This is a genomic window from Bacteroidales bacterium (assembly GCA_013314715.1).
Lineage (GTDB): Bacteria > Bacteroidota > Bacteroidia > Bacteroidales > GWA2-32-17 > Ch61.
This window is the reverse complement of record JABUFC010000057.1, coordinates 1-14,819: the sequence shown is the minus strand read 5'-3', so window position 1 is coordinate 14,819 and position 14,819 is coordinate 1. Positions and strand designations below refer to the sequence as shown.

Annotated in this window: 13 protein-coding genes; 10 read left to right on the top strand and 3 right to left on the bottom strand. The window is 30.2% G+C overall.

Annotated features, from left to right (window positions below; all coding sequences use genetic code 11):
* Positions 1-62 precede the first annotated feature (62 nt).
* The 3 genes from HPY79_11155 to HPY79_11145 all read left to right on the top strand — a co-directional run bounded on the left by HPY79_11155 (position 63) and on the right by HPY79_11145 (position 2,662).
* Positions 63-470, top strand: coding sequence for a hypothetical protein (locus tag HPY79_11155; GenBank protein NSW46360.1), 408 nt, complete (start codon positions 63-65; stop codon positions 468-470).
* 6 nt (positions 471-476) lie between these two features.
* On the top strand, positions 477-878 hold the full coding sequence (locus tag HPY79_11150; GenBank protein NSW46359.1) for a hypothetical protein: 402 nt from the start codon (positions 477-479) through the stop codon (positions 876-878).
* A 92-nt stretch (positions 879-970) separates the two neighbouring features.
* Entirely contained in the window at positions 971-2,662 is a 1,692-nt protein-coding gene (locus HPY79_11145; protein NSW46358.1) for a hypothetical protein, read from the top strand.
* A 462-nt stretch (positions 2,663-3,124) separates the two neighbouring features.
* On the opposite strand, the gene HPY79_11140 is transcribed toward HPY79_11145, so the two are convergent.
* Entirely contained in the window at positions 3,125-3,925 is an 801-nt protein-coding gene (locus tag HPY79_11140) for a hypothetical protein (GenBank protein ID NSW46357.1), read from the bottom strand.
* 82 nt (positions 3,926-4,007) lie between these two features.
* On the opposite strand from HPY79_11140, the gene HPY79_11135 reads away from it, so the two are divergent.
* The 7 genes from HPY79_11135 (at position 4,008) to HPY79_11105 (ending at position 13,292) form a co-directional block, all read left to right on the top strand.
* The gene (locus HPY79_11135) at positions 4,008-4,598 is read left to right on the top strand and encodes a thymidine kinase (protein ID NSW46356.1); all 591 of its coding nucleotides are present in this window, start codon (positions 4,008-4,010) and stop codon (positions 4,596-4,598) included.
* Positions 4,595-7,051, top strand: coding sequence for a bifunctional UDP-N-acetylmuramoyl-tripeptide:D-alanyl-D-alanine ligase/alanine racemase (locus HPY79_11130; GenBank protein NSW46355.1), 2,457 nt, complete (start codon positions 4,595-4,597; stop codon positions 7,049-7,051). The genes HPY79_11135 and HPY79_11130 overlap by 4 nt, the downstream gene beginning before the upstream one ends.
* Entirely contained in the window at positions 7,044-7,817 is a 774-nt protein-coding gene (locus tag HPY79_11125; protein NSW46354.1) for a glycosyltransferase family 2 protein, read from the top strand. The genes HPY79_11130 and HPY79_11125 overlap by 8 nt, the downstream gene beginning before the upstream one ends.
* A gap of 87 nt (positions 7,818-7,904) precedes the next feature.
* Positions 7,905-8,585, top strand: coding sequence for a lipoyl(octanoyl) transferase LipB (gene lipB, locus HPY79_11120; protein NSW46353.1), 681 nt, complete (start codon positions 7,905-7,907; stop codon positions 8,583-8,585).
* Positions 8,582-10,327: a single-stranded-DNA-specific exonuclease RecJ gene (gene recJ, locus HPY79_11115; GenBank protein NSW46352.1), complete on the top strand. Its 1,746-nt coding sequence runs from the start codon at positions 8,582-8,584 to the stop codon at positions 10,325-10,327. The genes lipB and recJ overlap by 4 nt, the downstream gene beginning before the upstream one ends.
* Before the next feature lie 143 nt (positions 10,328-10,470).
* Entirely contained in the window at positions 10,471-10,725 is a 255-nt protein-coding gene (gene purS, locus HPY79_11110) for a phosphoribosylformylglycinamidine synthase subunit PurS (GenBank protein NSW46351.1), read from the top strand.
* Positions 10,726-10,739: 14 nt separating this feature from the next.
* Positions 10,740-13,292 carry a tetratricopeptide repeat protein gene (locus HPY79_11105; protein ID NSW46350.1) on the top strand — a complete coding sequence of 851 codons (2,553 nt, stop codon included), beginning with the start codon at positions 10,740-10,742 and terminating at the stop codon, positions 13,290-13,292.
* Here the strand turns inward: HPY79_11105 and HPY79_11100 are convergent.
* Together HPY79_11100 and HPY79_11095 are read right to left on the bottom strand one after the other, a co-directional pair.
* Positions 13,289-14,314: a PorP/SprF family type IX secretion system membrane protein gene (locus HPY79_11100; GenBank protein ID NSW46349.1), complete on the bottom strand. Its 1,026-nt coding sequence runs from the start codon at positions 14,312-14,314 to the stop codon at positions 13,289-13,291. The genes HPY79_11105 and HPY79_11100 overlap by 4 nt on opposite strands.
* A 20-nt stretch (positions 14,315-14,334) precedes the next feature.
* The coding region (locus HPY79_11095; protein ID NSW46348.1) for a gliding motility-associated C-terminal domain-containing protein at positions 14,335-14,819 on the bottom strand (485 nt) is incomplete at its 5' end.

Here is a 14,819-nt window from a genome sequence, read left to right as displayed (position 1 = left end):
AAAAGTTTTAATTGAGCTCATTAAAACGCAAAAAAAATGTTTAATTTAAAAATTTAACGCTTATGAAAAAATTATTTTTATTACTTTTGTCAGGAGGAATTATGATGACTGCCTGCAAAAAAGAAGATGTGAAAAAAGAAGAAACTCATCAGCTCAAGAGGTTAGAGATAAAAAATCCTAATTTTATTCTTATTAATGAAAATTACATTTCAGGAGGATGTGTTGGTGAATTATATGTAAATTATAATAACATAGCTGATACATTGTATATTATTAAAAAAATAATAGAAAATAGTAATAAATCCGAAACAACTTGGGAAGGAACATTTGGTGTTACTGTTACTCCTATTTCAAATAATCAAAACCAAGTCGATTTTACTTGTGATGGTGAGCCTTCGACCTGTAGGGGCACGTGCTCTTTTGATTCAAAAGGTAATATAATTGGCTGTAGAATTAATGTTTTAAAATAATTAAATATGAAAACAAACTTTTTTTTAATAGGAATTTTTATTTTAGCGTCGAATGTGAATTTATTTTCACAAAAACCAATTAATAACTCAAACATTGTTAATGTTTCAAAATTAACAATTAATTATTCAAATCTAAGACTTGTAAATGCTAATTATGTTGAAGATGGAAAAAAAGGTGAATTATATATCGATAAAGCAAATAATCAATTGTTTATTGTGAAAGAAATTGAAAAGAATCAAATAATAACATGGAAAGGTACTAAACGTATAGATTATACTTATAACTCTGATGGAACCGTTGATTACGATAAAATAACATGTGAGGGAATTCCAAAAGATTGTAAAGGAGAAATCATTAAAAACGATAATGGTGATATTATTGGTGGTAAAATTACTATTTATCATTAAAAACATATGGTTGTTTCAAAAGTGTTTATTGCATTTAAACTGCTCTAAATTACTTTTGAAACAGCCCCATATTTATAAATTATTTATTTGTTATGTATATTAAATATTTATTGAATCTTAGTATTTTACTTATTTTTTTATTTTGTAATCATACTAAAGATAAAAATTTAGAATATAAAAAAGCATATGATTTTGAATTAATTCACGAAGTAACATTACCCTTACCTTCGGGAATAAACAAATTAGATATTAATGGTTGTAAGTTAATCGCTTTATCAGATGATTCTATATTGATAATACCATTTATTTCAAATAAAAGAATTATTTTTTATTCAATTACTAATAAAAAAATATTAAAGGATATAGATATTTCCAGTATATGTAAAAATAATTTAAGCAATATTTATTGCTTTAATAAGGATTCTTTTTTATTAACATATACCTATCATGGATATTCTTTTGACGAAAACTTAAATGATTCTTTAATATATGTTTTAACCCTTAAAGATAATAATATTAGTGTTAAAAACATCAATTTGCCCCAAACTAAATATTTTTGCAATAGAAAAATTGAATTTAAAGAAAATGCATATGTTTATCCTTCATTAAGTAATAATCATTTAGTATTTTTTGAGAATAAATTATTAATACCATATAATAGATTATCAGTTTACAATATAGGTACAAAAGAATTTGTACAATCACATTTTCCAGTATGTGGAGTTTTCAATATTATTAATAAGAAAATAAATGATGCAAATTTTTATGATTATCCTTACATTGAAAATAATATTTTTTATCCAAGTGATATTAAAGATAAATACTACTGTTTAATGAATAATAAAATCTTATTAAGATATTTTTATTCAAAAAATATATTTATATTAAATTCAAATGCACAATATATCGATAAAAAAGAGCTTAAATCTTTATTAGTAGATAGTATTTACCCTTTTAAAGAAGCTCGTACCAATCATTGGGGAGTAGAAAATATAAATGCTCTATACTTACAATTAAATTATGATAATTTTAGAAAATTATTTTACTCTTATGTTTATTTTCCTTATCAACGTTATGGAAAAAGTTTTTTTTCAATGATAATTGCCGATAGTTCTTTAAATTATATTAATGAGCTGGTATTTGATATTAAACTTTCATACCACAGTATTTTTACCGAAAAATATATAATTTCTATTAATGTAAATCAAAATAACATAAAGTTAAAATACTATAAATTAGTAAACAAACTAATTACAAAAAATCAATACGATAATTATATAAATAAAGCAAGAGATTCTATTAAAAAAATGGAAACTATTGAAAGTAGTAAGGTTTGTAAAATTATTAAAAATAATAATATTCTTAATTCTCAAAATATTCTATATTATATATTAAATATTCAAAATATAAAAGAACCTACTTTTGCTAGTATATATATTTATACAGATATGGTTTGTGAATCTTGCGTGCACAATGTATTATTTGATTTTATGATAAATCTAAAAAATTATGAAAAACTTCCAATATATTTACATTTATCAGGAACAAATAAAAATATAAATAAGTTATTAGATCAATTTTATTTAAAAACTTATAAAAATCTTTATATTGATACAAACTCAGTTTATAAATATTTTGATCCATTTAATAATGCAACTGTTCGAATGGTTTTATATTCAAATAATTGTATTCAATCAGATACAATATATACTTCTCAAGGATTAGACACCATGATGAATAGGTGTTTTCACTTTTTTGAAAAATATTTACAAATTAAAAATTGAAGCAATTATAAAGTTATTAATAAATAAATAATCAATTGTTAAGAAATTGTTGGAATATTTTTTTGTTAATCCACAATAAATCAATAGAAGGCGAAGCATAAGCCGAATTACTTAATTTAGTTTAAGATCTTTGCAAAACTCCTTTTACGTCGTTGCAAACATAGTGAAGCAATCTGAGACCTTTGCAAAACAAAAATAAAACAACAGTATTCGTTATTGCAATTAAAAAATCAATCTTATTTTCAATAATTTATAGATTGATTCTTCTTCTTAATTACACGATACAAATCTAAAGGTCATTCAGAGCTTATCAAAGAATGACCCCATTGCTCATTAAGTTTTTGTGTAGGGTAATACCTCGACAGGCTCGGTATGGCAGTGGGTATAGGGTCGATTCCTCTAAAAATATTACTTTTTTATAAGCTTGGTTGAATATGTTTATTCATCGTACTTGGGATAAACTTACATATATCTTCTATAAACCAGTTCTAAAAAGTTCTGCATTGCCTGGTTTTCGCTGTTGATAGTGAGTTTGGTGTCGAGAATAGCCAAGGCTTCGTCGAGGTTTTGGCAGGAATTTATTTCGTTAAGGGTGGTATTGTATTTATCTACATCGTTGGCAAATAATTCGCGGATAAACATAATTTTATCGTTTACACTGATGGCTTGTTTTAAATCTTTTATTGGTTTAAGTTGCTGCAATGTGGCAATGTCTTTTTTGTTGTAAAGCGAAGCCATTCTATCGCCTATCGTCGATTGGGGTTCTTTTTTCAAGGTTTCGGCTAAAGTCTTTGTTGTTTTGGTTTGTTTTTCATCGACCTTCGATTTAGATTCTTCTAAATTGGTTAACGTAACATTGAGTTTTTCTTCTTCTTTCGTTTCTTGCTTGGTTTCAACTACAATGGGTTGCTCTTTTGATTCATTTTTTGCTTCGACAACAATTTCTTTTTTTTCTTCAATTTGTTCTTGCGGCGGCGTTAATTCGGTTTTGCTTTTCTCTGTTTCGGTTTCAGGATTAAAAACAGAATCGCGAATAATTTTGGTAATAAGTGATGAATTTTTAGCAAAAAAGCCTGTTTCTTCGGTGCTTGCAGCTCCGAGTTTAAGCGATAAAAGCCTTTCGTATATGCGACTAAGCTTTTCCAAGGCTATATCAATTTCTATCATAGGTATATCCGAAGCATTATTTTGAATGTACTGAATATCGTTTTTACACTCTTCAATTTTAATTAATATGCTGTCCCATTGTTTATTACGTTTCATAATGAAAAAAAATTTTAGTATCGTAAAATTATGAATTAACTTTGTAAAGTTACAAAATTAGTCTTTAAGAATACATTAAATTATGTTTTTAGAAAAAAAATCAGGCGATTATATTAAACGAGGCTGGATTGAAGTTATTTGTGGCTCTATGTTTTCGGGTAAGACCGAAGAATTATTACGCCGATTGAACCGTGCTCGTATTGCCAAACAAAAAATAGAGATTTTTAAGCCTCATATCGATGTTCGCTACTCAGAGACCGAGGTTGTATCGCACGATGAAAATGCAATTCCCTCAACGCCAGTTGAAACAGCTTTAAATATTTCGCTTTTTGTAAGCGACGATGTAGATGTAGTTGGAATAGACGAAGCTCAGTTTTTCGATGATACGCTGGTTGAAGTTTGTAATCAGCTTGCTAATAGGGGCATACGAGTTATTGTTGCCGGTTTAGATATGGATTTTATGGGGAAACCATTCGGTCCAATGCCCAAATTATTGGCAATTGCCGAGTATGTAACTAAGGTTCATGCTATATGTATGAGCTGTGGCAATTTAGCTCAATACTCACATCGAAAAATAAAAAGCGATAAGCTGGTACTTTTAGGCGAAACCACCGAATATGAACCATTGTGCAGAGAATGTTATATAAAAGTTATGCAAAACGAAGGAAAATGATTTACCACTATCACCAAATTGCTGAAATTTTAAACTGCCGAATAGTTGGTAATCCAAATGGTTACATAAGGCAAATATTTACAGACAGCCGCTATCCTTGGTTCGAAAAAGAAAGCTTATTTGTAGCACTCAAAGGCAATCGTTTCGACGGACATCAATTTATAAATGAGCTATACGAAGCAGGAGTTAAGGCATTTATTGTTAATCGACTGCCCGAAAATACATACAACGATGCAACTTATTTCGTTGTATCTTCTACCCTCGAAGCATTGCAAAAACTTGCAGCGTGGCATCGTCTGCAATTTCATTATCCTGTTGCAGCGATTACCGGAAGTTATGGTAAAAGCATTGTAAAAGAATGGATATTTGATTTACTAAATCAACGATTAAACATTATTCGTAGCCCCAAGAGCTACAATAGTCAATTAGGAGTTCCTATTTCGGTATTGCAAATGTCAGCAAACAATGAACTTGCGTTATTCGAAGCGGGTATTTCAAAACCCAAAGAAATGTCCATTTTGTCGTCTATTATTAAACCTAATATAGGCATCATTACCAACATAGGCAATGCACACCAAGAAAATTTTTCAACTTTAGAAGAAAAAATAAATGAAAAACTAAACTTATTTGAATCGGTTGAAAAAATTATCTATCCGTCAAAATACGACGCATTAGACAAAGCTATTAAACAACGATTCCCTAATAAAACCCTTTGTTCGTGGGGCTATCATGAAAATGATTGGTTGAAAATTGAAAGTACCACAAGTTCAGATTTTAGCACAGTTATTCAATTTAAAATTGACCAAAAATTTTATACCGTTACACTTCCATTCAGCAACGAAGCATTTATCGAAAATGCCATGACTTCTCTGTTAAGCGCCTATGCTTTGGATGCTAATTTAGAACGATTGATTGAACAAGCAGCCTTGCTTAGTCCTATTGATATGCGTTTGGAATTAGTTGAAGCCGGAAACAATTGTACACTTATTAACGACTATTACAATAGCGATTTAACTTCAATATCAGTTGCGCTTGAATTTTTAAAACAACAAAACAATCGTCCTCAAAAAGCTATCATACTTTCTGACATTCCCAAAACAGGATTTTCAGAAGAAGAAGTATATAAAACAGTTGCTCAATGGATAAATAATGCTCACATTCATTTTTTAATTTTAATTGGCAAAGAAATTACAAAGTACAAAGACTTTTTTCACTCACAAGTTATAACCTTCGAAAGCGTCGAAGATTTTTTAAACCATTTATATCAAATACCATTTTCCAATACAACTATTCTCCTAAAAGGTGCACGGGCATTTGCTTTTGAACGCATTCGTCAAAAACTTCAGCTCCAAACTCACGAAACTATTTTAAAAGTTGATTTAAATGCATTGCTGCATAATTATTTAACCTATAAGTCGGTTTTACCTCCCCAGACAAAAATAATGGCAATGGTTAAAGCTTTCTCTTACGGAAGTGGTTTGTTCGAAGTTGCTCGCTTACTTCAACACCATAATGTCGATTATTTAGCTGTTGCATACGCCGACGAAGGTTTTGAGTTAAGGCAAAATGGCATTCATGTTCCTATTATGGTTATGAGTCCCGAAACCCAAACGTTTGAGATGATTATTGAACAACGCCTCGAACCTGTTATTTATAGTTTCAGAACATTGGATTTATTTGCAAAAGCTGTTTCACGACTTGGTTATTCAGAATATCCTTGCCATATTAAAATTGATACCGGAATGCACCGTTTAGGCTTTTTGCCCCATGAAATTAATCTTTTGACTCAAAAAATAGCACAATATCCTTACATAAAAATAAAGTCGGTTTTCAGCCACTTAGCCGCCTCGGAAGACAAAGCCGAAGACGAATTTACTAAATTACAAATTCAACGCCTGCAAAATACGGCAAACAAGCTTCAACACGTATCTAAAGACAAAATATGGATACACATATTAAATTCAGCTGGTATTGAACGACACTCACAATATGCTTTTGATATGGTTCGATTAGGAATTGGTTTGTATGGAATAAGTAATTCAGGTGTACTAAAAAACAAACTACAACCCGTTTTATCGTTTAAAACAATTATATCACAAATAAAAGAATTAGGTACTGGAGAAACAGTAGGCTATAATCGTAAGGGAATAATAACTAAACCTTCAAAAATTGCAATTCTACCTGTTGGATATGCCGATGGCATTGACAGACATCTCGGAAACGGTATATTCAAAGTTAAAATAAAAGACAAAAAAGTACCGATCATTGGCACAATATGTATGGATATGTGTATGGTTGATGTATCTGATTTAGATGTTCAAGAAGGCGAAGAAGTTACCATTTTCGAGACCATTGACGATATTGAAACCATGTGCCACATTTTGCATACCATACCCTACGAGATTTTTACTGGAATTTCAAGAAGAGTAAAACGCATATATTATCATGACTGAAAACATAAAACTATCTGTAGTAATCATAACCTACAACGAAGAAAAAAACATTGCTCGTTGCATCGAAGCCGCCCGAATAGTAGCAGACGAAATCGTTGTGGTTGATTCATTTTCAAAAGATAAAACAAAAGAAATATGCTTGTCGTATGGAGTAAAATTTGTTGAGCATGCATTCGAAGGGCATATTCAACAAAAAAATTATGCCATTACTCAAGCCACATATCCTTATGTGTTGTCTTTAGATGCTGACGAAGTATTGACAAAAGAACTGCAAGAGTCCATTTTAAAAGTAAAACAAAATTGGACACACGATGGATACTACGTCAATCGCATTACCAACTATTGTGGTAAATGGATACGACATGGTGGGTGGTATCCCGATAAAAAATTACGTTTATGGTATGCTCCCAAAGGTCAATGGACAGGTATTAATCCACACGACCGTTTCGAAATGGAAGCTGGATGCTCAACAACTTTATTAAAAGGCGATCTTCTCCATTATTCGTATTATTCCATTCATCAACATTTGGATCAAGTAAATAAATTTACTGAAATAGGAGCTCAAGCCGATTTTGAAAGAGGCAGAAAAGTAACATTTTGCGGAATGATTATTAAATCAATTTGGAAATTTAAACGTGATTTTATTTTTAAGGGAGGATTTTTAGATGGATATTATGGCTTTATCATCGCTGTGATCTCTGCATTTGCAGCATTTGCAAAATATGCCAAAATACGTGAATTATACACAAAAAGGCAAAAAACATAAATGTATAAAAGTAGATTTTGAAGCAAAACTTTTTAGACATAGGAAAAAAATAAAATTGTTTGTATTTTAGTCCATTCAAAACATTTTATGTATAAGGTTGAATATCATAATATTGGATTAATAGAGTATAAAAAAGCGTGGGACTATCAAGAAGAACTACACGCCCAAATATTAAAAAATAGAGAAAACATCAATCAAAATAATTTCTTAGGCTATCTAATATTTTGCGAACACCCCCACGTCTATACACTCGGCAATAGTGGAAACAACTCTAATTTACTCATTAGCAACGAAATGTTAAACCGTATCCACGCAACATACTATAAAACTAACAGAGGCGGTGACATTACTTACCACGGTCCTGGTCAAATTGTAGGTTATCCCATTTTCGATTTGCAAAAGATAAACTTAGGTATAAAAAAATATATATATAATATTGAAGAAGTCATAATACAAACTTTATCCGATTACAACATTCAAGCAGAAAGATTAGAAGGTGCAACAGGCGTATGGCTCGATGCTCACCATCCTCAAAAAGCACGTAAAATATGCGCTATAGGTGTTCGTGTCTCACATTGGATAAGCATGCATGGCTTTGCCTTTAATATAAACACCGATCTTAACTATTTCAACTATATCAATCCTTGTGGTTTTAAAGACAAAGGGGTTACTTCATTACAAAAAGAATTAGGGCAACCCGTTCCTATGAATGAAGTTATAACCAAATTGCTGAACCATTTTTCACTAATATTTAACATCAGAACATGACCGTACCATTTAAACATTGGATTATAAAACCTAAGGGTGATGCTGAAGTAATAAAACTGCTTTCAGAAAAACTTGATATACATCCTGTATTAGCTAATTTGTTAACTCAAAGAGGCATAGACAGCATCGAGAAAGCAAAATCTTTTTTCATTCCCAGCTTAGACGATTTGCACAATCCATTTCTAATGAAAGATATGGATTTAGCTATTGAGCGAATTATTCAAGCATTCAACCAAAACGAAAATGTACTTATATACGGCGACTACGATGTAGATGGGACCACAGCTGTTTCGTTGTTATACTCTTTCTTAAAAAAAATATACCCACATATTTCTTTTTACATTCCAAATCGCTATGACGAAGGCTATGGTATTTCATACAAAGGGATTGATTATGCTGCCCAACATAAATATAATTTAGTAATAGCGCTAGATTGTGGTATAAAAGCTGTTGAAAAAATTGAATATGCACGCAAAAAAAATGTAGATTTTATTATTTGCGACCATCACCTTCCGGGCGATATTATTCCTAATGCAGTAGCAGTTCTCGACCCTAAACGCCCCGATTGTAAATACCCATTTAAAGAATTAAGTGGCTGCGGTGTAGGTTTTAAACTACTTCAAGCTTATTGTATTAAGCAAAATATTCCTTTTGAACAACTATACCAATACCTCGATTTGGTAGCCGTTAGTATTGCTTCCGATATTGTGCCCATTATGGGCGAAAATCGTATAATCGCTCACTTTGGCTTACAAAAATTAAATAACAACCCCATTATTGGTCTTAAAGCCTTAAAAGACATTGCACGCGTTGGGCAAACAAAACTCAATATTAACGATATTGTTTTTAAAATTGGTCCCCGTATCAATGCTGCTGGTCGCATTGAAAATGGCACTAAAGCAGTAGAACTGCTCACTTCCGAAACCGAAGCTGAAGCTCGTCGTCATGCCCGTGATATAGATGAATGCAACGAAGACCGTAAGTCACTCGACCAAAAAATATTTCAAGAAGCGGTCGAAATGATTGAAAATGACGAAACATATAAACATAAAAAAACTACAGTTCTCTTTAATCAAAATTGGCACAAAGGAGTAATTGGCATTGTTGCTTCTCGTTTAATCGAATATTACTACCGACCTACTATTATACTTACTCAATCAAATGGCATAATCAACGGATCTGCAAGAACCGTTGATGGATTCGATTTATATAATGCTATCGATAAATGCGGACACCTACTTGAAAATTATGGTGGCCATATGTTTGCAGCAGGACTTTCGCTCAAACCCGAAAAGCTTTATACGTTTATCGAAACTTTCGAAAAAATTGTAGCTTCTTCTATTACCGACGAGCTCTTAATTCCCCACATAGAAATTGACGATGTACTCGAATTTAAAGACATAGATGCACGCTTTTTTAAGATATTGCACAAGTTTGAACCCTTTGGGCCAGGAAACATGACTCCTATATTTGCATCATACGACGTTTACGATGCCGGATCTGGAAAAACTGTTGGTAAAAATAACGAACATCTTAAACTCGATTTAAAACAAGAAAGTAGTAAAAACTATTTTTTCCCTGCCATCGCATTTAACTTTGGCTATAAAGTAGATGAACTTATTCATACAAAAAAATTTAATGTTTGCTACTCTATTGATAAAAACGAATTCATGAATAAAGAAACACTTCAACTTCGAATCCGCGATATACAAATTCCAAACGAAACAAACGAAATTGAATAAAAACAATAAATATATATATGAAATAGCCATGAGAACAAATTCACACAAACCGAAAATGAAATTTACACACAAACAAACATCACTATTTGTTCGAATGGCGTATTCCATGTAACCTTAGTATATAATTTAAAAAATAATTATACATGAAAAAATTTGAAGCTCAAATTGATGTAATGCCTCAAAAAGCCTTGTTAGATCCACAAGGTAAGGCAGTTATGCTTGGTTTATATAACCTTTCGTTTAAAACGGTAAAAAATGTTCGTGTGGGTAAGCATATTTTTATTGAACTAGAAGCTGAAAATAAAGCAGAAGCTGAGAAAATGGTAGACGAAATGTGCAATAAAATGCTAATAAACCCTGTAGTTGAGTATTATCAATTTACAGTGAATGAGGTATAGTATTTATTTACTTTATGCTTAAAAATATATGGAATAGAAGTGAGCAATATTTTTATTCCAACGTATTGCTTTTAATAATTCTTATTGTAAGTTCCATTTTCTATCTATCTATATTGAGTTTTAATTTTTTAACGTGGGACGATAACGCATTAATTTATGAAAATGTTTATACAATAAATTTCGGTATAGATACATTAAAATACTTTTTCAATAATGAACGATTTACGTTTATTCCTTTTAGTATTTTTTCGCTTTTATATAGTATTGTTGGCAAGTCAGCCTTCGCTTTTCACTTTCTAAATTATATTTTTCATTTAATCAATATTTTTCTAGTTTACAAAGTTTTAAAACTCGTAATTAAAAACGATAAAATTTCAATTTTAACAACTCTTTTATTTGCCTTTCACCCTCTTGCTATTGAGCCAGTTTCTTGGGCATCCGCATTAAAGGATATTATATTTTCATTTTTCACCTTGTTATCTATATATTGTTATATTCGTTACTATAAAGAAAAAAGGGTGATTTTTTATGCAATGTTTGGCATATTTACATTATTTGCAGCATATTCAAAGATTCAAGGATTGTTAGTACCCATAATATTAATGCTCATTTATTTATTTTTAAATCAGAAGTTGGATAAAAAAATTATTCCATTAGTTCTTTTAATGATAATGATATTAAGCAGTAGCAAATGGATTTTTGTTCTATTTATTTTATTGTTCTTTAGTTTTCCATATTTTGAAAATAAAATTACATCTATCTTTTTCAAAACTAATAAGCAACTACAATATAAGCAGATATTACTATTATCCATTATATTTTTTTTTGGTATTTTTATAATTCTTTTTCTTTTAAAGATTCCACTTTGGTCTGATATTGTTTCGCAAAAATATTCATTCGATTTCTACGATAGAACCTTACTCGCCGGTAAAAGCATGTTATTATACCTTATTAATATTTTATGGCCATTAAATTTAAATGCTGTTTATCCATATCCATCCAGATTGCCTAACGGAAGGCTTGATATTTCTTTTTATTATCTAATTTTTTTGATTTTTATTTTTGTAGTCTCCATTTTAATTTTTTTAAAAAGAAATAAATCTGATAAAGACCGTATTATTTTTTTAGGTTGGTTTTTCTTTTTAGTTAATATTTCTGTATTTCTTCATTTTCTTTCTATTGAAGGAAAAGTTATAATAGCCGACCGATATATATATTTAGGAAGAATAGGTATATTTATTATAATAGCTTTTTATGTCGAAAAATTTTCAAAAAAATATTTTTTAGCTATTTCATGCATTGTAACTTTTTGCCTTTTGCTTATTAGTTATAATCAAATGATGAATTGGAAAAACTCAAAATCATTATATCAAAGTATATTAAAAAGTAATCCTAATATTGCTTTTATCAACTCTAACTTAGCTGTTGAGTATTTATCTGAAAACAAAATTGATAGTGCTATATATTATCATTCAAATGCAATTCGTTTCGATCCAACTGATGCATCTTATTTAATCAATCGAGCGAATATTTACTTAAAAATATCACAGCTAGATTCAGCATTAAACGACTTTTTTAAAGCCATAAAACTTGATACTTTAAAAATATATAAGCACATTATTTATGCGGGCATAGGAGATTGTTATTTAAAAATGAATAAAGACACAACTGCCTGGGCATATTATTCAAAATCTATAGCTGAAGATTCTTTGTATTATTATCCATACGGCAAAAGAGGTTTTTGTTACCTTAAAGCAAGAAAAATAAATCGCGCTTTACGTGATTTTTATCAATGTCTTAAATTAAATAAAAAAGATTATGAAACCTGGAACTATTTAGGTGAATTATATTATTCGTTAAACAATAAAAAAAGAGCAATAAAATATTTTAGTATTTCACTTGGTATTAATCCTTATTATGATATCGCTTTGAAAAACAGAGCATATACATGTTTTTTATTAAATGAAAACGAAAAATCGATTGCAGATTATTCTACTCTTATTCTTTTAAATAATCGAAATATTGAAGCTTATTTTAATCGTGGATGGCAATATGCAATACTAAAAAAATATAAAGAAGCATATAACGATTATGACTTTATTCTCAAATTAGACTCTACAAATTTTGATGCTAGAATCAACAGAGCTTATGCCAGTTATTATTTAAATAATTTTAATGAAGCTTTTGCCGATTTTAAGAAAAATGTTGAAATATATCCCCAAAATCCTTTTTCATGGCAACACCTAGGATGGTTTTTTATGCAACAAAAAAATTATCAAAAAGCAAAAGAATGTTTTATTAAATCTATTGAACTAAATCCAACAGTAATTAACTCATATTTAAATATTGCCTGGATTGATTATTTTGAGCGAAATTATTCAAATTCATTCAATGAATGTATTGCTGCACTTAATATTAATAGATCAAATAAGGATGCTTATTTCCTTATGGCTAATATTTTTATTAAACAAAGAAAAACCATTCAAGCAATTAAGTTATTCGAAATTGCATATAAACTCGGAAAATCAGAAGCTTTAGATTCATTAAAGAAGTATAAGAATATTTAAAGCAGCCTATTAGCTAGCTGTTTTTTTATAGGTATATACTTAATAAAAATTTCACTTGCTCCTCTGCTGTGACTAATTTCTTTTAACATTGAAATATTAAAATCATAACTAAAACCAACTACAAACATATCCCATTCAAGTTGAATCGCAGAAGTGATAGCATCTCCATACCGATAAAAAACTCCTATATTAAAAGTCCTATTTTGTAGGTTTCCGGTATATTTGGACGATTCTTGTAATCGATATTTTATTAATAAACCTGTAAAATACATTCTAGCAGGACCTTGCATTTCGACTAAAGCACTGGGATTTAGTTGAAATGGAGTATTTTTAATTCCATAAGAAAAACTACCGTGCATAACCATTCGAATATAACGTTTATCGGCATCTTCTTGAAAACCTGTATTGGGCATGTTAACATGAAAAGCAGCAAAACCCAATTGAGCACCAATAGCATCGTTTGATGATAAAGTTGCAGCTCCTCGCCCATAACTCCATTGAATACCAGTTCCTATATCAGGCACAAGTCGCTTTTCTGTTGCAAAACTTTCACCAATTCCAATAGAGCTATTATAACTATAACCATCGTATTGATCAGTAAAGGTCAATTTATTAATATCAATACTTCGTTGCATAACGCCACCACATATGCCTAAAGATAAAGTCTGATTATCATTCAACATAACTTTTCCACTTAAATGTAAATTAATATTCATGGTATTTAAGTTTCCGTATCCTGCATTATCATTAGCAAGAGAGAAACCTATTCCTAATGAAGAACCCGAATTACTCTGTGTAAAGGTCTTAGAATCAAACGAAGCTAAAATAGTTGTAAAAGGATTAGTTATACTTTTCCATTGTTGACGATAATTCAAAATAGCTCTTAATGGATATTGTACACCTGTATTGGCAGGATTTAACAAAATTGGAGCATCAAATGGATTTGATAAAGCATAATCCTGCCCAAAACTATTCGATGATAAGAAGCTTAAAATTATGATATAAAATAATAATGTTCTCATAGCTTTTCAGTTTTATTTCATTATCTTAAAAGTGTTATATTTCCCTTAAATACTTTTTCTTCACCATTTCGTAATTTAATTGTTAGCATATATACATATACATCTGTATCTAGTGGTTTACCATTAAAAGTTCCATCCCAAGCATCATTTTGATTAAATGATTCAAACACTTTTTCGCCCCAACGATCGTAAATATAAAGTTCTATTGATTTTATACACCTACCCTGAACTTTCCATGTATCATTTTTGCCATTACCATTAGGGCTAAAAGCAAGTGGGATAAACAATTCACCACAATCGGTATCAACGGTAATGGTTATGCAAGCTGTATCGGCACAACCAAATGTATTAGAGCCAATCACACAATACTGAATGGTGTTTTCAGGCGAAGCGGTCGGATTTGCACAATCATTACACGATAAAGCGGTTGCTGGATTCCAAAGATAGGTATCGGCACCTGTCGCATTTAAAACGGTTGAATTACCGATTACTATCAACGTATCGG

What these genes read in the sequence shown, in the direction of transcription:
- HPY79_11135 (NSW46356.1), top strand. Translation starts at nt 4,008, where the DNA reads ATGTTTTTAGAAAAAAAATCAGGCGATTATATTAAACGAGGCTGGATT.
- recJ (NSW46352.1), top strand. Translation starts at nt 8,582, where the DNA reads ATGACCGTACCATTTAAACATTGGATTATAAAACCTAAGGGTGATGCT.
- HPY79_11130 (NSW46355.1), top strand. Translation starts at nt 4,595, where the DNA reads ATGATTTACCACTATCACCAAATTGCTGAAATTTTAAACTGCCGAATA.
- HPY79_11150 (NSW46359.1), top strand. Translation starts at nt 477, where the DNA reads ATGAAAACAAACTTTTTTTTAATAGGAATTTTTATTTTAGCGTCGAAT.
- HPY79_11140 (NSW46357.1), bottom strand. Translation starts at nt 3,925, where the DNA reads ATGAAACGTAATAAACAATGGGACAGCATATTAATTAAAATTGAAGAG.
- HPY79_11100 (NSW46349.1), bottom strand. Translation starts at nt 14,314, where the DNA reads ATGAGAACATTATTATTTTATATCATAATTTTAAGCTTCTTATCATCG.
- lipB (NSW46353.1), top strand. Translation starts at nt 7,905, where the DNA reads ATGTATAAGGTTGAATATCATAATATTGGATTAATAGAGTATAAAAAA.
- HPY79_11125 (NSW46354.1), top strand. Translation starts at nt 7,044, where the DNA reads ATGACTGAAAACATAAAACTATCTGTAGTAATCATAACCTACAACGAA.
- HPY79_11145 (NSW46358.1), top strand. Translation starts at nt 971, where the DNA reads ATGTATATTAAATATTTATTGAATCTTAGTATTTTACTTATTTTTTTA.
- HPY79_11155 (NSW46360.1), top strand. Translation starts at nt 63, where the DNA reads ATGAAAAAATTATTTTTATTACTTTTGTCAGGAGGAATTATGATGACT.
- HPY79_11105 (NSW46350.1), top strand. Translation starts at nt 10,740, where the DNA reads ATGCTTAAAAATATATGGAATAGAAGTGAGCAATATTTTTATTCCAAC.
- purS (NSW46351.1), top strand. Translation starts at nt 10,471, where the DNA reads ATGAAAAAATTTGAAGCTCAAATTGATGTAATGCCTCAAAAAGCCTTG.